The organism is Erwinia sp. B116, assembly GCF_002865965.1.
In the GTDB taxonomy this organism is placed as follows: domain Bacteria; phylum Pseudomonadota; class Gammaproteobacteria; order Enterobacterales; family Enterobacteriaceae; genus Erwinia.
The window spans coordinates 1-17982 of sequence record NZ_JRZZ01000015.1 but is presented as its reverse complement, the minus strand read 5'-3'; the positions used below and the strand labels follow the sequence as shown (position 1 = coordinate 17982).

General features: G+C 58.1%; 21 protein-coding genes. 13 read left to right on the top strand and 8 right to left on the bottom strand.

Annotation, left to right across the window (positions count from 1 at the left end; genetic code table 11):
* Positions 1-361: 361 nt before the first annotated feature.
* Together ybjG and NV64_RS12215 are read right to left on the bottom strand one after the other, a co-directional pair.
* Complete coding sequence (ybjG, locus tag NV64_RS12220; RefSeq protein ID WP_101506047.1) at positions 362-967, bottom strand: undecaprenyl-diphosphate phosphatase; 606 nt, start codon at positions 965-967, stop codon at positions 362-364.
* 346 nt (positions 968-1313) lie between these two features.
* Positions 1314-3002, bottom strand: coding sequence for an aspartate:alanine antiporter (locus NV64_RS12215; protein WP_056236959.1), 1689 nt, complete (start codon positions 3000-3002; stop codon positions 1314-1316).
* A 272-nt stretch (positions 3003-3274) separates the two neighbouring features.
* On the opposite strand from NV64_RS12215, the gene ybjM reads away from it, so the two are divergent.
* Positions 3275-3649 carry an inner membrane protein YbjM gene (gene ybjM, locus NV64_RS12210; RefSeq protein WP_056236957.1) on the top strand — a complete coding sequence of 125 codons (375 nt, stop codon included), beginning with the start codon at positions 3275-3277 and terminating at the stop codon, positions 3647-3649.
* Between the two features lie 231 nt (positions 3650-3880).
* Here the strand turns inward: ybjM and NV64_RS12205 are convergent, their stop codons facing one another.
* On the bottom strand, positions 3881-4144 hold the full coding sequence (locus tag NV64_RS12205; RefSeq protein ID WP_101506017.1) for a GrxA family glutaredoxin: 264 nt from the start codon (positions 4142-4144) through the stop codon (positions 3881-3883).
* A 246-nt stretch (positions 4145-4390) separates the two neighbouring features.
* Here NV64_RS12205 and NV64_RS12200 point away from each other — a divergent pair, with 246 nt between their 5' ends.
* The 10 genes from NV64_RS12200 (at position 4391) to rlmC (ending at position 13576) form a co-directional block, all read left to right on the top strand.
* Positions 4391-4678, top strand: a complete 288-nt coding sequence (locus tag NV64_RS12200; RefSeq protein ID WP_056236954.1) for a YbjC family protein — start codon at positions 4391-4393, stop codon at positions 4676-4678.
* Positions 4662-5384, top strand: a complete 723-nt coding sequence (gene nfsA / locus NV64_RS12195; RefSeq protein WP_101506016.1) for an oxygen-insensitive NADPH nitroreductase — start codon at positions 4662-4664, stop codon at positions 5382-5384. The genes NV64_RS12200 and nfsA overlap by 17 nt, the downstream gene beginning before the upstream one ends.
* Before the next feature lie 24 nt (positions 5385-5408).
* Positions 5409-6311: a 30S ribosomal protein S6--L-glutamate ligase gene (gene rimK, locus NV64_RS12190; protein WP_056236950.1), complete on the top strand. Its 903-nt coding sequence runs from the start codon at positions 5409-5411 to the stop codon at positions 6309-6311.
* A gap of 86 nt (positions 6312-6397) precedes the next feature.
* Positions 6398-6883: a YbjN domain-containing protein gene (locus NV64_RS12185; RefSeq protein ID WP_056236948.1), complete on the top strand. Its 486-nt coding sequence runs from the start codon at positions 6398-6400 to the stop codon at positions 6881-6883.
* Between the two features lie 439 nt (positions 6884-7322).
* Positions 7323-8432 carry a spermidine/putrescine ABC transporter substrate-binding protein PotF gene (gene potF / locus NV64_RS12180; protein WP_101506015.1) on the top strand — a complete coding sequence of 370 codons (1110 nt, stop codon included), beginning with the start codon at positions 7323-7325 and terminating at the stop codon, positions 8430-8432.
* Between the two features lie 129 nt (positions 8433-8561).
* Positions 8562-9695: a putrescine ABC transporter ATP-binding subunit PotG gene (potG, locus tag NV64_RS12175; protein WP_199177659.1), complete on the top strand. Its 1134-nt coding sequence runs from the start codon at positions 8562-8564 to the stop codon at positions 9693-9695.
* A 10-nt stretch (positions 9696-9705) separates the two neighbouring features.
* Positions 9706-10671, top strand: a complete 966-nt coding sequence (gene potH / locus NV64_RS12170) for a putrescine ABC transporter permease PotH (RefSeq protein ID WP_056236942.1) — start codon at positions 9706-9708, stop codon at positions 10669-10671.
* Positions 10668-11510: a putrescine ABC transporter permease PotI gene (gene potI, locus NV64_RS12165; RefSeq protein WP_056236940.1), complete on the top strand. Its 843-nt coding sequence runs from the start codon at positions 10668-10670 to the stop codon at positions 11508-11510. Before potH ends, potI begins: the two co-directional genes overlap by 4 nt.
* A gap of 383 nt (positions 11511-11893) precedes the next feature.
* On the top strand, positions 11894-12379 hold the full coding sequence (locus tag NV64_RS12160; protein ID WP_101506046.1) for a YbjO family protein: 486 nt from the start codon (positions 11894-11896) through the stop codon (positions 12377-12379).
* A gap of 69 nt (positions 12380-12448) precedes the next feature.
* Complete coding sequence (gene rlmC / locus NV64_RS12155) at positions 12449-13576, top strand: 23S rRNA (uracil(747)-C(5))-methyltransferase RlmC (RefSeq protein ID WP_056236938.1); 1128 nt, start codon at positions 12449-12451, stop codon at positions 13574-13576.
* A gap of 57 nt (positions 13577-13633) precedes the next feature.
* Here the strand turns inward: rlmC and NV64_RS12150 are convergent, their stop codons facing one another.
* The 5 genes from NV64_RS12150 to artP all read right to left on the bottom strand — a co-directional run bounded on the left by NV64_RS12150 (position 13634) and on the right by artP (position 17352).
* A complete protein-coding gene (locus tag NV64_RS12150) occupies positions 13634-14365 on the bottom strand; it encodes an arginine ABC transporter substrate-binding protein (RefSeq protein WP_101506014.1) in 732 nt (243 codons plus the stop codon).
* Between the two features lie 124 nt (positions 14366-14489).
* Entirely contained in the window at positions 14490-15158 is a 669-nt protein-coding gene (gene artM / locus NV64_RS12145; RefSeq protein ID WP_056236933.1) for an arginine ABC transporter permease ArtM, read from the bottom strand.
* Positions 15158-15874, bottom strand: coding sequence for an arginine ABC transporter permease ArtQ (gene artQ, locus NV64_RS12140; protein ID WP_101506013.1), 717 nt, complete (start codon positions 15872-15874; stop codon positions 15158-15160). The genes artM and artQ overlap by 1 nt, the downstream gene beginning before the upstream one ends.
* A 3-nt stretch (positions 15875-15877) precedes the next feature.
* The gene (gene artJ, locus NV64_RS12135) at positions 15878-16609 is read right to left on the bottom strand and encodes an arginine ABC transporter substrate-binding protein (protein ID WP_101506012.1); all 732 of its coding nucleotides are present in this window, start codon (positions 16607-16609) and stop codon (positions 15878-15880) included.
* 14 nt (positions 16610-16623) lie between these two features.
* Entirely contained in the window at positions 16624-17352 is a 729-nt protein-coding gene (gene artP / locus NV64_RS12130; protein WP_101506011.1) for an arginine ABC transporter ATP-binding protein ArtP, read from the bottom strand.
* 177 nt (positions 17353-17529) lie between these two features.
* On the opposite strand from artP, the gene NV64_RS23430 reads away from it, so the two are divergent.
* On the top strand, positions 17530-17706 hold the full coding sequence (locus tag NV64_RS23430) for a hypothetical protein (RefSeq protein ID WP_156365592.1): 177 nt from the start codon (positions 17530-17532) through the stop codon (positions 17704-17706).
* Between the two features lie 16 nt (positions 17707-17722).
* On the top strand, positions 17723-17982 hold a 260-nt coding region (locus NV64_RS12125), incomplete at its 3' end, for a heavy metal-binding domain-containing protein (protein WP_101506045.1).

Here is a 17982-nt window from a genome sequence, read left to right as displayed (position 1 = left end):
TAGGGGTAATGTCTGTCAGCCCTGGCTTACAAGGGGGAATTGACCACTAAACTGGCTTTAAAACAGGGGTTTAAACTGAATTTCACTATTTTTAAATGGTGAAATAATGAGTGGGTTGCGTGTTTTTACTACAGGGTTTACTGATAATATATTAATTTACAACAGGTTATGAATTTTATCCTGCAGCAGGTTGTTGCGCTTTTAATCATTTGCGCAACATATTTGTCTGTAAGCCGGCAACAGTATTCCGGTTGCGCAAAACAGGCAGAGTGGGTAGGAACAGGCTTACGTGGCGTCAGTAAAGGCGGGAAGGGAAATAAGCGGCAGGCGGGCAGATGATTCTTACCCGCCTGCGTTTAAATCAGTCGCGTACCCAGCCCTTGCCAATGGGCACGGCAAACAGCAGGCGATATAGCGCAGACAGGCGGGGCAACAGGCGCTGGCCAAACAGCAGCCAGAAAATTTGCGCAAACAGGCAGGCGAGCATGCCCACCAGCAGTCCGCCGAGCATATCCAGCGGCCAGTGAATCCCCAGATAGACGCGTGACCAGGCGATCGCCGCACCACAGACCAACAGCAGTATGCCGGACCAGACGCGGTGCCAGCAGATAAACGCGATGGCGAAAGTAAAGATCACCGTTCCGTGGTCGCTGGGATACGAGTCATCCGGCGCGTGGTCGAGGAACTGATGGCCGAGGCCGATGGCAAACGGCCGCGGGTGGGGAAACAGCTGCGCCAGGCACCAGGAGAATGCCAGTGCGTAAAGCAGCGCCACGGCGGTTTTCACCACCAGCACCCGCTGCGAGTGCAGCCGGCTGCGCGGCCCCCACAACCACAGGCTGACAATCAGCAGCGGCACGATGGCGATCAGGTCGCGGGCAATAAACGTGGCCAGGGCGATTAACCAGGCAGCAGAATCGCCGCTGGCGTTAATGGCCAGAAACAACCCGCGGTTTAACTCTTCCATCATAAAAAAATAATCCTCATCGATAGCCTGCGCATAAAGCGATCGCACCCGCCAGAGGCCCGTCGGTGCAGGCCCTGTGCAACGAAAAGTCGTTGTCAGGTGGGGGTATAGCACGAAATGCTTAAGGTAAAATTAGCGGCAGGCGACGTAAAGGGGGGCAGTCCCAAATCGCGTCTTTGTTTCAGTTGTGTTGAGGATTGATGACGGCTGGGTTACCGGAGGCATAAAAAAACCCGTTAAACAGAAGTTTAACGGGCTCCTCAATTTGGGGATTTCAAAGAAAAGCAGTGGCACTAATTAAGACTGTGACCCCTGCCGAAAGTTCGCTGAAATCGTCAAATTATTTTCAGCCACCCAGAACCGGCCAGAGTATCACGATCAGCGTCCCGGCCAGCGTCAGCAAAACGTTAGCAATGGCATAAGTTCCTGCATAGCCGAGTGCCGGAATGTTGCTGCGCGCGGTATCGCTGATGATCTCCATCGCCGGGGCGCAGGTGCGCGCGCCCATGATCGCGCCGAACAGCAGCGCGCGGTTCATCTTCAGCACCCAGGCGCCAAACAGGAAGCAGATTACCACCGGCACCAGGCTGACCACCAGCCCGGCGCCGAGCATCAGCAGCCCTGTTTCGCCGATGCCGTGGCTGATGCCGCTACCGGCGCTTAAGCCCACGCCGGCCATAAACACCATCAGCCCGAACTCTTTCACCATGGTCAGTGCACCCTGCGGGATGTAGCCGAACGTCGGGTGGTTGGCGCGCAGGAAGCCGAGCATGATGCCGGCAAACAGCAGCCCGGCGGCGTTGCCGATGCCAAAGCTGAAGCTGCTGAACTGGAAGGTGATCATGCCGATCATCAGGCCGATGATAAAGAAGGCGCAGAACGCCAGCAGATCGGTGACCTGGCTGTGGATGGAGATAAAGCCGATACGGTCCGCCACCGACTTCACGCGGCGGGCTTCGCCGCTGATATGCAGCACGTCACCCTTGTTCAGCATGATGCTGTCGTCGATCGGCATCTCAATCTGGCTGCGGATCACCCGGTTGAGGAAGCAGCCGTGATCGGTGAGGTTCAGCTGGCTCAGGCGTTTGTTCACCGCGTTGTTATTTTTGACCACGATCTCTTCATTGACGATGCGCATGTCCAGCAGGTCGCGATCGAACACCTCTTTGCCGTTGCGGAAGCTGGGGTCCAGCCGCGAGTGGGCATCAGGATAACCGACCAGTGAGATCTCATCGCCCGGTTGCAGCACCGCGTCGCCGTCCGGGCTGGCCAGAATACCGTTACGGCGGATGCGCTCAATGTAGCAGCCGGTCTGGCGGTAGATACCCAGTTCGCGCAGATTTTTGCCGTCGCTCCAGGCCACCAGCTCCGGGCCGACGCGGTAGGCGCGGATCACCGGCAGGTAGACTTTACGTTTGCTGTCCGGGTCGAGGCCGCGTTCGCGGGCAATCTGCTGCGCGCTGGTGGGCAGGTCCTGATGCTGCAGCCTGGGCATATAGCGCGCGGCCACGATCAGGCTCACCAGGCCAATCAGGTAGGTCAGCGCGTAGCCGAGGCTCAGGTGATCCTGGGCCAGGCTCAGGCTGCTGCCCGGCGGCAGCGTTTGTCGCAGCGTATCCCCGGCCCCGACCAGCACCGGGGTGGAGGTCATCGCCCCGGCCAGCATGCCGGCGGTCAGGCCGATATCCCAGCCAAACAGCTTGCCCAGCCCCAGCGCCAGCGTCATGGCGCTGGTCACCATCACGATCGCCAGCATCAGGTAGTTTTTTCCGTCGCGGAAGAAGATCGAGAAAAAGTTCGGCCCGGCTTCGACGCCGACGCAAAAAATAAATAACATAAAGCCGAGGTTTAACGCCTCGGTATTAATCGCAAAATGCTGCTGGCCGAGCAGCAGAGAAACAACCAAAACACCAATAGAATTACCCAGTTGAACAGGTCCCAACCGAATTTTTCCTAAACAGAGCCCCAAAGCCAGTACGACAAATAACAACAGAATGTAATTATTACTTAACAAATCTGCGACGTTTATATTCACGGTTTAACTTCTTGTTTACCAGTAAGCTATTGATGAGAAGCGGTTTATGGGATAAATTTAGCCGCCAGCACAGACGGTGGGATACGGGTTAATACCGATTGGTCACCAGCGCTAAACAGGGACTATTTTAATCGCTCTGCTCCCTTTCAGCCAGTCTGCACCGTGCCTGAATTATGCCTTATTGTATAAAACAAAATCATTATTGTAACAATCTGTCAGGCCGTTGCGGGCGTTGAATTGAATTGGGTTAAAAATAACCTGGAGAAAATTCTATGAGGTTAGAAGACATTAAGTGGTCAGGCGTGATTGCCTGCAGTTCCCTGTACGGCGTGCTGTTTCTGGCGATCCGCTATCTGATTGCCGTCAGCGGTGATGGCCACGCTCAACTCGGTCTGCTGCTGTTAATCCTGCCTGGCGCACTGGCCGCGCTGATGTCAAGAGACGCGCCGCTCACCGTGCTGCTGCTGGCGATGCTGCTGGCATCTCCTCCCTGCCTGGCGCTGATGCAGCTCAGCGTGTTTCACAGCATGGGCCTGGGCCAGGAGATCGCCCTGATCAGCAGCGCGGTCTTCTGGTGCGGTTCCGGCACGCTCGGCGTGATGCTGTGGCGCACGCTCACCAGCCTGCACCACCAGCAACATCAGTAGGGGATAGGGGCAAGGCGGCAAGCGAGAGAATCCCCGGGAGCTGACATCAGTCAGTGACCGGGGTGAACGAGCGCAGCCAACGCAGCTACGTCGCTAAAGACGGATCAATACCCGAGTATTTCGTGCTGTAGCAAGGCGGCAAGCAAGAGAATCCCCGGGAGCTGACATCAGTCAGTGACCGGGGTGAACGAGCGCAGCCAACGCAGCTACAGCGCGAAAGACGAAGGGTATTTACTGGAAGAGACCGAGGTGGGCTTTGGCATGGGCTTCGAAATCGGTAAACCCACCAATATGCGTTGAGTCCAAAAAGATCTGCGGCACGGTTTCAACCGGTTTACCGACGGTTTTTTCCAGGTCAGCTTTGCTAATCCCTTCCGCGTGAATATCAACGTAACGGAAGTTAAAGTCATCACGCTCTTCGGTCAGTTTCTCAGCCAGCTCTTTTGAGCGTACACAGTAAGGGCAGCCAGGGCGTCCAAAAATCACTGCAAACATTGATGTCTCCTCAGAATTCAGATTCGATTGTGTGATGCTTATCACAACTTATCGCTTAGTGGCGCTATGATGCCCGCAACAGACCCTGAAAGAAAGAAGGAATTACCTGTTGGTCTGATACGCGCCGTCTATCCCCGGCCGCCTGCAAAATCGCCTGTCGCCGGCCTGGCGTTTGGCATCCGCGCCGGATCCAGGCTTTAATAACGCACTGTTTCCCCTGAGCGGTGTTGCCTGCAGGAGTCCTCTATGCGTGCGTTTAGCCAGTTACCCCGGCCGGTTTTGATCCTCGAAGTGCTGGGTATTTTACTGCTGGTGCTCTCTTACCTGACATTACACGAAATGCTACCCTTGCCGGCACCGTTAAGCGGGCGGCTGGCGGCAACGGTGATGATTTTCGCGGGTATTGCCCTGATGCTGCCTGCGGCGCTGGTGATGATGTGGCGTACCGCCAGACTGATGGCCCCCGATTTATTTAACACGCGCCCTTCGCGTGACAAGAAACCACCAGGAGACAACCATGACGCCGACCATTGAGCTGCTCTGCAGCCACCGTTCCATTCGCGCCTTCACTGAGCAAACGCTGTCTCAGCCGCAGCGCGAGGCGATTCTGGCGGCCGCCCAGTCGGCCTCCAGCTCCAGCTTTCTGCAGTGCTCATCGATTATCCGCATCAGCGACCCATTGGTGCGTGAGGCGCTGGTGCCGCTGAGCGGCGGCCAGCACTATGTCGCCCAGGCGGCCGAGTTTTGGGTGTTTTGCGCCGACTTTAACCGTCACCAGCAGATCTGCCCGCAGGCGCAGCTGGGGCTGGCGGAGCAGCTGCTGCTTGGCTGCGTGGATACCGCGCTGATGGCACAGAATGCCATGGTTGCGGCCGAATCCCTGGGCTTTGGCGGCGTCTTTATCGGCGGCATCCGCAATCATATCGCCGGGGTGACCGAGCTGCTGGGGCTGCCGAAATACGTGCTGCCGCTGTTCGGCCTGTGCCTTGGTGAACCGGCGCAGGATCCGCTGCGCAAGCCGCGTATGCCGGTCAGCATGCTGGTGCATGAAAACCGCTATCAGCCGATCGACGCGGCCACGCTGGCAGAGTATGACCAGACGCTGGAAAACTATTATCAGCATCGCGACAGCAACCGCCGGGTGGAGAGCTGGAGCGAACATATCCAGAAAACCATTATTAAAGAGAGCCGCCCGTTTATTCTCGATTACCTGCATCAGCAGGGTTGGGCAACGCGCTAAGCGTATTTATGCCGGAGGTTACCGTTGAAGATTGCTTTGCTGTCCCGTGATGGTTCGCTTTACTCCTGCCAGCGTCTGCTGGAGGCCGCGCGTCAGCGGGGCCACAGTATGGAGGTGATCGATCCACTCTCCTGCTATATGAACATCAACCCCGGTGCCTCGGCGATCCACTATCGCGGGCGGCAGCTGGAGCCGTTTGACGCGGTGATCCCGCGCATCGGCTCGGCGACCACCTTTTACGGTACGGCGGTGCTGCGGCAGTTTGAGATGTGCGGCAGTTACCCGCTCAACGAGTCGCTGGCCATCGCCCGCGCGCGTGACAAGCTGCGCTCGCTGCAGCTGCTGGCGCGCGCCGGCATTGCTATGCCGGTGACCGGCTTTGCCCACTCGCCGGACGACACCAGCGACCTGATCAAGATGGTCGGCGGCGCGCCGCTGGTGGTCAAGCTGCTGGAGGGAACCCAGGGAATCGGCGTGGTGCTGGCCGAAACGCGGCAGGCGGCGGAGAGCGTGATCGACGCCTTTCGCGGGCTGAACGCGCATATCCTGGTGCAGGAGTTTATTAAAGAGGCGCAGGGGCGGGATATTCGTTGCCTGGTGATTGGCGGGGAAGTGGTGGCGGCCATCGAGCGCGAGGCGAAAGAGGGGGATTTTCGCTCAAACCTGCATCGCGGGGGGACGGCAAAGCGGGTCAATATTACCGCGGCCGAGCGGAACATTGCGGTGACCGCCGCCACCACGCTGGGGCTGGACGTGGCGGGTGTGGATATTCTGCGGGCCACGCGCGGCCCGCTGGTGATGGAGGTTAACGCCTCGCCGGGGCTGGAGGGGATTGAAAAGACCACCGGGCTGGATATCGCCGGTATGATGATTGAATGGATAGAGCGCCAGGCCAGACCCGGTTTTTGTCTAAAAACGGGTGGATGAGTTCATATTTCTGTCGTAAACGTGGTGTTCAGCGATGTTTTTACGTAAGCTAGTGCGCAATTTTATTGCGGCAAGAGAGTAAGCAAATGGATTCACTCGTCGTTCCGGACCTCGACGTGTTACGACGCTGGTTGGATCAGCAAAGCATTACCTGGTTTGAGTGTGACTCCTGTCAGGCGTTGCATCTGCCGCATATGCAGAATTTCGACGGTGTGTTTGATGCCAAGCTGGATCTGGTCGATAACGTGATCCTGTTTTCGGCGCTGGCAGAGGTGAAGCCCACCGCGCTGATCCCGCTGGTCGGTGACCTGTCGCAGATCAACGCCAGTTCGCTGACGGTAAAAGCGTTCCTGGATATTCAGGATGATAACCTGCCGAAGCTGATCGTCTGCCAGTCGCTGAGCATTGCCGCCGGGGTCACCTACGGACAGTTCCTCAACTTTATGAAGCAGAGCGAAGAGCAGATCTCAATGATCGTGCTGGAAGCCTTTGCAAATAATCTGCTGATGGTCAGCGATGACGATGAGGATGCGCCTGGCGCGGTTGCGTCCGGCAATTCGATGCTGCACTGACCCGTTCAGTTCCATCACGCGATCCTGCGGGCAGCTCGGTAAGCTGCCCGTATTTTATTCTGCCCCACTGAATCCCTTCGTTTCCCGCGCCTGCTGACCCTTTGCCTGGCGTTTCTCCCGTTATTGTTGCCACATTTTCTTCTGAATTTTTCCGGTTTATACCAGATTTTCTTTGGCGTTTAGGCCACTGAAGGCCTGTCACCGTGCGCAAACTTGCATAGAAAATCGATAAAAGCCGTTTTTTACGCTTGAGGACTGGTCTGAAAGGGTGACTGCGGCTATGCTGGCGGGGCTGCATAAAAGCGTGCAACGTCCCCGGAAATATAGGTTTTTAGTATTAACAACACCTTGAATAATGATTCAAAGTGAACCTGTATTGGCAGGCGCAAACCGGTTCGCCTGCCCGGCTTAAGACTATCTCAGTTCAGGAGGATGGAAGATGTTCAACCAACGTAAAAAATGGTTGTCAGGCGTGGTTGCAGGGTCGCTGATGGCGATCTCTGCGGGTTCACTGGCCGCAGACAAGACGCTGCACGTTTATAACTGGTCTGACTATATTGCCCCGACCACCGTGGCAGATTTTGAGAAGCAAACCGGCATTAAAACCGTTTACGACGTCTATGACTCCAACGAAGTGCTGGAAGGCAAACTGATGGCCGGCAGCACCGGCTATGACGTGGTGGTGCCATCCTCCAGCTTCCTGGCGCGTCAGCTGCAGTCTGACGTGTTTCTGCCGCTGGATCGCAGCAAGCTGCCGAACTATAAAAATCTCGATCCCGATCTGATGAAAAAGCTTGAGCAGCACGATCCGGGCAATAAATTTGCGATTCCTTACCTGTGGGCCACTACCGGCATCGGCTATAACGTCGAGAAGGTGAAAGCCGCGCTGGGCAAAGATGCGCCGGTCGACAGCTGGGACCTGGTGCTGAAGCCGGAAAACCTGGAAAAACTGAAGGGCTGTGGCGTCTCCTTCCTTGATGCCCCGGAAGAGATCTTCGCCACCGTACTTAACTACCTCGGCAAAGATCCTAACAGCAGCGATCCGAAGGATTACTCCGGTGCCGCTACCGATCTGATGCTCAAGCTGCGTCCGAGCATCCGCTATTTCCACTCTTCCCAGTACATTAATGACCTGGCAAACGGCAACATCTGCGTGGCCGTCGGTTGGGCAGGTGACATCCTGCAGGGCAAAAAACGCGCTGAGGAAGCGAAGAACGGCGTGGTGATTAACTATGTGATCCCGAAAGAGGGCGCGCTGGCGTTCTTCGATATGCTGGCGATCCCGAAAGATGCCAAAAACCCGGATGAAGCCTATCAGTTCATCAACTACCTGATGGAGCCGAAGGTGATGGCGAATATCTCCAACACCATCTTCTACGCCAGCGGCGTGAAAGCGTCCCTGCCGTTTGTTAATGACGCTATTCGCAACAACCATGGCATCTATCCGACGCCGGAAACCATGGCAAAGCTGTTTATTCTGAAGGTTCAGGAGCCGAAACTTGACCGTGTGCGTACCCGTGCATGGACTAAAGTTAAAAGTGGTAAATAACTGAATCACTGAGCCTGGCTCATTTGCTTACGCAACAGAGGTGCAGTTACCGGCCTCTGTTTTGTTATTTTCAGGGCTGACCACCCCGGTGGCACGGGTCAGTCTGCACAGCGCCGGAGAGTAATGGTAGTGAACGACGCAATCGTCCGTCCTCAACAAAAAGCTGGCAAGGCGTTAACGCCGCTGCTGGAGATCCGCAATCTGACCAAGTCGTTTGACGGCCAGCACGCGGTGGATGATGTTAACCTCACCATCTATCAGGGCGAGATTTTCGCGCTGCTGGGTGCCTCAGGCTGCGGGAAATCGACGCTGCTGCGTATGCTGGCCGGCTTTGAGCCGCCGACGCACGGGCAGATCGTGCTGGATGGCAAAGATCTCTCCCACGTGCCGCCCTATCAGCGGCCGATCAACATGATGTTTCAGTCCTACGCGCTGTTCCCGCATATGACGGTGGAGCAGAATATCGCTTTTGGTCTGAAGCAGGACAAGCTGCCGAAGGCAGAGATTGCCGAGCGCGTGGCCGAAATGCTGACGCTGGTGCACATGCAGGAGTACGCCAAACGTAAACCGCACCAGCTCTCCGGCGGCCAGCGGCAGCGCGTGGCGCTGGCACGCAGCCTGGCGAAACGCCCGCGGCTGCTGCTGCTGGATGAACCGATGGGCGCGCTGGATAAAAAGCTGCGCGACCGCATGCAGCATGAAGTGGTGGATATTCTTGAGCGCGTCGGTGCGACCTGCGTCATGGTGACCCACGACCAGGAAGAAGCGATGACCATGGCCGGGCGTATTGCGATCATGAACCGCGGAAAATTCGTGCAGATCGGCGAGCCGGAAGAGATTTACGAGCACCCGACCACCCGCTTCAGCGCCGAGTTTATTGGTTCGGTAAACCTGTTTGAGGGGCTGCTGCGCGAACGTCAGGACGATGGCCTGATTATCGACAGCCCGGGCCTGATCCATCCGCTGAAGGTGGCGTCGGATACCTCGGTGGTGGATGGCGTACCGGTGTCGGTAGCGCTGCGCCCGGAAAAAGTGATGCTGTGCGACGAAGTACCGGCCGACGGTTGTAACTTCGCGGTGGGCGAGGTGGTGCATATTGCCTATCTCGGCGACCTGTCGATCTACCACGTGCGTCTGCAGAGTGGCCAGATGATCAGCGCGCAGCTGCAGAACGCCGACCGCTTCCGTCAGGGTACGCCAACCTGGGGTGACGAGGTGCGCCTGTGCTGGGAGTCTGACAGCTGTGTGGTTCTGACGGTCTGATGGAGGAGTAATGAGCCAACTATTTACCGAACGCCGCGCCAGAGCGCCAAGCGGCCAGCAGACCGGTATTAAAGGGCTGCTGACCCGTCTGCAGATGGCGCACGGCCGTAAGCTGGTGATCGCGCTGCCTTACGTCTGGCTGCTGTTGCTGTTTTTACTGCCGTTCCTGATCGTGCTGAAGATCAGCTTTGCTGAGGTGGCGCGCGCCATTCCGCCGTATACCGAGCTGCTGAGCTGGGCGGACGACCAGCTGACCGTGGCGCTTAACTTCGCCAACTATTTCACCCTGACCGATGATGCGCTCTATATCGATGCCTATCTGCACTCGCTGCAGGTGGCGGCGATCTCAACGGCGATCTGCCTGCTGATCGGCTACCCGCTGGCGTGGGCGGTGGCGCACGCCAGGCCGTCGACGCGCAATATTTTGCTGCTGCTGGTGATCCTGCCGTCGTGGACCTCGTTTCTGGTGCGCGTCTACGCCTGGATGGGCATCCTCAACGATAACGGCATATTGAACCGTTTTCTGATGTGGACGGGTCTGACCGATCAGCCAGTTGCCATCTTATATACCAACCTGGCGGTGTATATCGGCATCGTTTACTGCTACCTGCCGTTTATGGTGTTGCCGATTTACACCGCGCTGACGCGCATCGATTACTCGCTGGTGGAGGCCTCGCTCGATCTGGGCGCGCGTCCGATGAAAACCTTCTTCAGCGTGATCGTGCCGTTAACCAAAGGCGGCATCATTGCCGGTTCAATGCTGGTGTTTATTCCGGCGGTAGGGGAGTACGTGATCCCGGAACTGCTCGGTGGCCCGGACAGCATTATGATCGGCCGCGTGCTGTGGCAGGAGTTCTTTAACAACCGTGACTGGCCGGTCGCCTCGGCGCTGGCGGTGATTATTCTGCTGATCCTGATCCTGCCGATTATCTGGTTCCACAAGCATCAGAATAAAGAGATGGGGGATAAAGCATGAATCAGTTGCCAACCATTCGTTCGAAGTGGCGCACGCTGATCCTCGCGGTGTGCTTCTTCTTTCTCTACGCGCCGATGCTGCTGCTGGTGGTCTACTCGTTTAACTCCTCGCAGCTGGCGGCCTGGGAGAGCTTCTCGCTGCACTGGTATAAGGTGCTGTTTAACGACGATGCGATGATAAGCGCGGTGACCCTCAGCCTGACTATCGCCGCGCTGTCGGCCACCGCCGCGGTGATCCTCGGCACCATCGCCGCGGTGATTATCGTGCGCTTTGGCCGTTTCCGTGGTCATACCGGCTTTGCCTTTATGCTCACCGCGCCGCTGGTGATGCCCGACGTGATCACCGGCCTGTCGCTGCTGCTGCTGTTTGTAGCGATGGCCAACGCCTTCGGCTGGCCGGCCGATCGCGGCATGCTGACCATCTGGCTGGCCCACGTCACCTTCTGTACCGCCTACGTGGCGGTGGTGGTTAACTCGCGGCTGCGCGAGCTGGACCGCTCGATAGAGGAGGCGGCGATGGACCTGGGTGCGGCACCGCTGAAGGTGTTCTTTGTGATCACCGTTCCGATGATCGCTCCGGCGCTGGTCACCGGCTGGCTGCTGGCGTTCACCCTGTCGCTCGATGACCTGGTGATCTCCAGCTTCGTCACCGGGCCGGGTGCCACCACGCTGCCGATGCAGATCTTTGCCACGGTGCGCCGCGGGGTTAACCCGGAGATCAACGCGCTGGCCTCGCTGATCCTGTTCGTGGTCGGACTCGTCGGCTTTGTTGCCTGGCGACTGATGGCCCACGAAGAGAAGCAGCGCCTGAAAGATATTCAGCGGGCGCGCGGGCAGTAACCTGTAGCGGGAACGGTTCAGGCCGTTCCCGCTGTTTTTATCCCCCCGCACGGCCAGGTTATTCCGCCTGCCGGCGTACTGAACGCTGAGCGACGTTTCTGCACCTTCCTCTTATTCCTCTTTTCCTGCTGTCATTATTAAATCGCACAAAAAAACAGCGTCATGGCTGGCAACTTCTGCCGTTTTGAACTAAATAAAATGAGGCAGGCTTATCTATCAGATAATACTTAAAAATAAGCATTATTTTTAAGGCTATCATTTAATTCCTGCTTTTATTCAGGCGGTTAGCGGAATATTCTGTCACTTCAGTCAGGAGTATTGTCACACGCTCAGTCAGGTTGACGGTAATGGGCAGCGCCATCGGCAAACAGCAGGAGAGCATAATGTCAGAGGTGTTCAGGGCCGGTTCGGTATTATCCGGGCGCGAAGCCGCTATTCCGGTGCCGGTATGGGTGGCGGCCAGCGCCATCATCGCCACGCGGCTGATCGGCGTGCTGCTGCTGGCCAACGAGCTGGGATGGCAGGAGGCGCTGAACTTTGTCCACCGCAGCGCACAGTCGTGGGATTCGACGCTGCTGTTTGTCGCCAGCCAGCTGCTGTTTTTTGCCGAACTGCGCTGTGCCTTTGCCGTGCTGCGCGGGCAGAACTGGGGGCGCTGGGGTTTTCTTGCCGTCCAGCTGTTAACGGTAATCTATATGCTGGTCGCCTCGGTCAGCGGCTTCTATCCGGAAATTTTCAGCCTTAACGGCGAGAGCACCCTGCAGATGGTGCGTTCGCTGGCCGCCAGCCGCTTCCCGGACCTGCTGGTGCTGCTGCTGCTGTTTGTGCCGCAGAGCAGCCGGGGGTTTTACCGCCGCCCGGGAAGATAGCGTAAGCTGCCATCCCCGGCGGTTTCAGGGTATACTGGCGCACTGCACTTTTGTTCCCCGGATATCAACATGCATTGCGCGCTCTATGACGCCGGCCGCTGCCGCTCCTGCCAGTGGCTTGAAACCCCATACCCACAGCAACTTACTCAGAAACAGTCGCACCTGCAGCAGCTGCTGGACGCTTTTCCCGTGGCGCAGTGGCGCGAGCCGGTGGTTTCACCGCAGCAAAAATTTCGCAATAAAGCCAAGATGGTGGTCAGCGGCAGCGTTGAACGCCCGCTGCTGGGGATGCTGCACCGTGACGGCACGCCGGTTGACCTGGCCGACTGCCCGCTCTATCCCGACAGCTTTGCCGCCGTGTTTGCCGAACTGCGCCCGTTTATCGCCCGCGCCGGTCTGACCCCGTATAACGTGGCGCGCCGCCGCGGCGAGCTGAAGTACATCCTGCTGACCGAAAGCCAGTTCAGCGGCCAGCTGATGCTGCGCTTTGTGCTGCGATCCACCGCCAAACTGGCACAGCTGCGCGCGGCGCTGCCGGCGTTACGGCAGGCGTTGCCGCAGCTGGCGGCAATTTCGGCCAATATTCAGCCGGTGCCGATGGCGATTATGGAAGGGGAGGAGGAGATCCCGTTAACCGAAAATCAGGTGCTCAGCGAACGCTTTAACGACGTGCCGCTCTCGGTGCTGCCGAAAAGCTTCTTCCAGACCAACCCTCAGGTGGCGGCCGGGCTGTACGCCACCGCCCGTGACTGGGTGCGCGAGCTGAACATCAGCGCGATGTGGGACCTGTTCTGCGGCGTTGGCGGTTTTGGCCTGCACTGCGCCACGCCGCAGATGCATCTGACCGGCATCGAGATCAGCAAAGAGGCGATCGCCTGCGCGCAGCGGTCCGCCGCTGAGATGGGGCTGGAACGGGTGAGTTTTGCCGCGCTGGATTCCACCGCCTTTGCCACCGCCGAAGGCAGCGTGCCGGAGCTGGTGCTGGTGAATCCGCCGCGTCGCGGCATTGGCGAAGCGCTCTGCGATTATCTGGAGAAGATGGCCCCGCCGTGGATCCTCTATTCGAGCTGTAACGCCGTCAGCATGGCCAGCGACATCGGCCGCCTCAGCGCTTACCGCATCGTGCGGGTGCAGCTGTTTGATATGTTCCCGCACACCGCGCACTATGAAGTGCTGACGCTGTTACAGCGCGTCTGAGGCGGCTGGTGCAGCGCAGGCCTGCCGCTGCGCCAGCCGCTCAGATCCGGGCGTGGCTTATTCCGGGAACCAGCGCTGGTTAATCTTATCGATAGTGCCGTTGGCGCGTAAGGTGTCGATCGCCGCGTTCAGCTTCGCCAGCAGCGCGTCGTTATCCTTGCGTACGGCGATGCCCAGCCCGGTACCGAAGTAGGCGCTGTCGGTAACGTGCTCACCGACGGTGCTCAGGTTCGGGTTGGCCTTCAGCCACTGATTCACTACCGCCGTATCGCCGAAGATGCCGTCCAGGCGGTTGTTCTTCAGGTCGAGGATCGCATTCTGGTAGCTGTCATAGGCCACCGCGGTGATCTCCGGGTGCTGCTCCTGCAGGTACTTCTGGTGAGTGGTGCCGTTCTCAATCCCCACGCGTTTACCCTTTAACTCTGCCAGGCTGTTGTATTTGCCTTTGCTGGCAATGACGACGGCCGAGTTGGCGTAGTAAGGCTGGGTAAAGCTGACCTGCTTGCTGCGCTCCGGGGTGATGTCCATACCGGAGATCACCGCATCGTAGCGGCGGAACTTCAGCGCCGGTACCAGGCTGTCAAACGGGTTGTTAGTAAAGCTGCACTCCGCTTTCATCTCGGCGCACAGGGCCTTCGCCAGGTCGATATCAAAACCGACGATCTGGTTATCGCTGCCCAGTGATTCAAACGGTGGGTAGGTGGCCGATGAGGCAAAACGGATCTTATCGGCGGCAAATGTCCCAAAGGTCACGCTGGCAAGCAGGGTGGCCAGAAGCAGTTTTTTCATTTTTTCTTTCCTTGCGCTAAAAATGTGCTGAACAGTATCGGTTATCGCCCGGCGAATGATTCGCCGATTAAGCGGACGTGAAGGGGGATGATCCGCCGATGCAGGCGCACCTGCATCGGGCAGATCAGTGGCGTCGCTCGAAGGCCAGCGCGCGGCGCTCGATCAGCCGCATCAGCAGCGTCAGCAGGCCGTTGACGCACAGGTACACCACGCCGGCGGCGGCGAAAACCGTCACGTCATAGGTGCGGCCATACAGCATCTGACCGTGCCCCATCACTTCCATCAGCGTGATGGTATAGGCCAGCGAGGTGCTTTTAAACACCAGCACCACCTCGTTAGAGTACGAAGAGAGCGCGCGCTTAAAGGCGTACGGCAGCAGGATGCGCAGCTGGTCTTTGCGGCTCATCCCCAGCGCCGCACAGGCCTGCCACTGCCCGGCCGGTATCGCCCGCACCGCACCGTGGAACAGCAGCGCGGTATAGGCAGCACTGTTCAGCGACAGCGCCAGCAGGGCGCACAGCCACGGCTGCGACAGCAGCGCCCACAGCCACGGAATGGTCTGGATAGTCGGAAACTGCCCCGGGCCGTAGTAAATCAGGAAAATCTGCACCAGCAGCGGCGTACCGGTAAACAGGGTGATATAAGCCCGGGTCAGCAGGCTCAGCACCGGCACCTTCAGCGCCAGGATCACCGTGAACACCAGCGCCAGCACCAGCGCCAGCAGCAGCGAGGCCAGCGTCAGCGTCAGGCTGGTCTGCAGCCCTTTCAGCAGTTCGGGGAAATAGCTCAGCATCAGCCGTTCCCTCTTTCGAACCGGGTGGTGCGCAGCTCAATACGTTTTAAAATCGCCTGGCTGAACAGGGTGATCAGCAGGTAAATTGCCGCGGCGATCGCGTACCAGGTGAAGGGCTCCTGGGTGCGCACGGCAATACTTTTGGTTTGCAGCATAATATCGTTCACGCTAATCAGCGACACCAGCGCCGTGTCTTTCAATAACACCAGCCACTGGTTACCCAGCCCCGGCAGCGCATGGCGCCACATCTGCGGCATAATCAGCCGGAAGAAGATCGCCGAACGACGCATGCCCAGCGCCTGGCCCGACTCCCACTGGCCGGCGGGTACCGCCTGCAGCGCGCCGCGCAGCGTCTGCGAGGCGTACGACGCATACAGCACCGCCAGCGCAATCACCCCGCAGAGGAACGGGCTGACGTCGAAGTTGTCGATCTGCATCTGCACCGGGATCTGCACCACCCCCAGATTGAGGGTAAAGCCGTCCGACAGGGTCAGCAGCAGCTGCGACGCGCCGAAGTAGACAAACAGAACCACCAGGATTTCCGGCAGCCCGCGAAACAGCGTGACCAGCAGGGTGCCGAGCCACGCCAGCGGCCGCCAGCGGGCAGATTCCCACACGGCGAAGATCATCGCCAGGCTTAACCCGGCGATCAGCGAACAGACGGCGAGGCCGACGGTCATCCCGGCGGCGCTGGCAAGAGAATAAAGTTCGTTCATTACTTACTGCTGGAACCACTTGCTGTAGATGGTTTTATAGGTGCCGTCGGCTTTTACCTTGTCCAGCGCTGCGTTGAATTTACCCTGCAGCTCGCTGTTGCCCTGACGCACGGCGATGCCAAGACCGGTGCCGAAGTAGGCTTTGTCGGTCACTTTTTCACCCAGCGAGGCCAGGCTGGCGTTCTGCTTCAGCCACTCGTTGACCACCGCCGTGTCGCCGAACACCGCATCAATACGGCCATTTTTCAGGTCGAGGATGGCGTTCTGATAGCTGTCGTAAGGCACCACTTTCAGCCCGGTCTGCTTATCGCTGAGGTATTTCTGGTGGGTGGTCCCGTTCTGCACGCCGATGCGCTTGCCGTTGAGCGCCGCCACGTCGTTGAATTTACCCTTCTGGGTAATAAACAGCGCGGAGTTGTCGTAGTAGGCTTTGGTAAACAGCACCTGCTGTTCACGCTCCGGGGTGATATCCATGCCGGCCATTACCGCGTCGAAACGGCGGAACTTCAGGCTTGGGATCAGGCTGTCAAAGGCCTGGTTGGTAAAGGTACACTCCACCGCCATTTCACGGCACAGGGCGTTGGCCAGATCGACGTCGAAGCCCTGGATTTTGTTGTCGGAGTCAACAAACTCAAACGGCGGATAGGAGGCTTCAGTGGCGAAGCGCAGGGTTTGCGCCGCGCCGGCACTCAGGCTGACGCTGGCAAGCAGGGCGGCAATAACCATCTTTTTCATCGTTGTATCCTGAATTAGTGCGAAAGATAACTGGCAAAGGCCGCGGTTTGCGGCTGAGAGAAGCAGCTGGCGTCTCCCTGTTCGACGATATAACCGTTTTCCATATAGACCACCCGGCTGGCGGTTTTGCGCGCCACTTCCACCTCATGGGTGACGATCACCTGGGTGATCTGCGTTTCGGCCAGCTCGCGGATAATGCTGACGATCTGGGCGGTGATTTCCGGGTCCAGCGCGGCCGTGGGTTCATCAAACAGCAGCACCGCCGGCTCCATCATCAGCGCACGGGCAATCGCCACGCGCTGCTGCTGGCCGCCGGAAAGGTGCAGTGGATAGCGATCGGTAAACGGCGTCAGGCGCAGGCGATCCAGCAGCTTCGTGGCGCGATCGTGCGCCAGCGCTTTGCTGAGACCCAGCACCCGGCAGGGGGCTTCGATCAGGTTCTGCGCCACGGTCAGATGCGGCCACAGATTATACTGCTGGAACACCATGCCGACGTTCTGGCGCAGTTCACGGATCGCCGCATCAGCGGGAGGTTTGCTGAAGTCAAAGTGGCTACCGGCGATGGAGAGCGTACCGGTACGCGGCATCTCCAGCAGGTTTAACACGCGCAGCAGCGAGCTCTTACCGGCGCCGCTTGGCCCCAGTAAAACCAACGTCTCGCCCTGCGGGCAATCCAGTTGAATGTCAAACAGCGCCTGATGAGCACCGTAGAAGCAGTTAATAGCGTTTAGTTGAATACTCATGCGCAAAAAGTGAATAGCAATTGATGCCGCGAATCTTAACGTCGACAGAATAGTTATGCAATCATCGTGGGTTAAAATTTATAAATGCGGGCAGGGTGGATAAAGATTAGCACATCATAGCGTGATGTAAGCGATTTTGGGTAAATTTAGCGCTGCGGTTATGCAGGTGTGTGACTAATGTCGAAACCGGATGGGCCGCAGCGCCATATATCCGCCGGGCGTTGTTTGTTATCTGTTCATCTCTGGCCGGGGATCGCCATTGTGCTGCTGAAAAATGGCGCAATGGCCGCAGGTGATTTGCTTCTGCTGGCGCAAAACGTACTATTACTCCCCGGACAGCTTCCCCACTTCTGATGATAAGGTGCGTACGATGAAATTTTCCACAACACCCACGCTGGAAGGCCAGCCGATTCGCGAATACTGCGGCGTGGTCACCGGCGAGGCGATCCTCGGGGCCAACGTCTTCCGCGACTTTTTTGCCGGTATCCGCGATATCGTCGGCGGGCGTGCCGGAGCCTATGAGAAGGAACTGAGTAAAGCGCGGAAAATTGCCTTTGCCGAGCTGGAACAGCAGGCGCAGTCGCTGGGGGCGGATGCGGTGGTCGGCATTGATATTGATTACGAAACCGT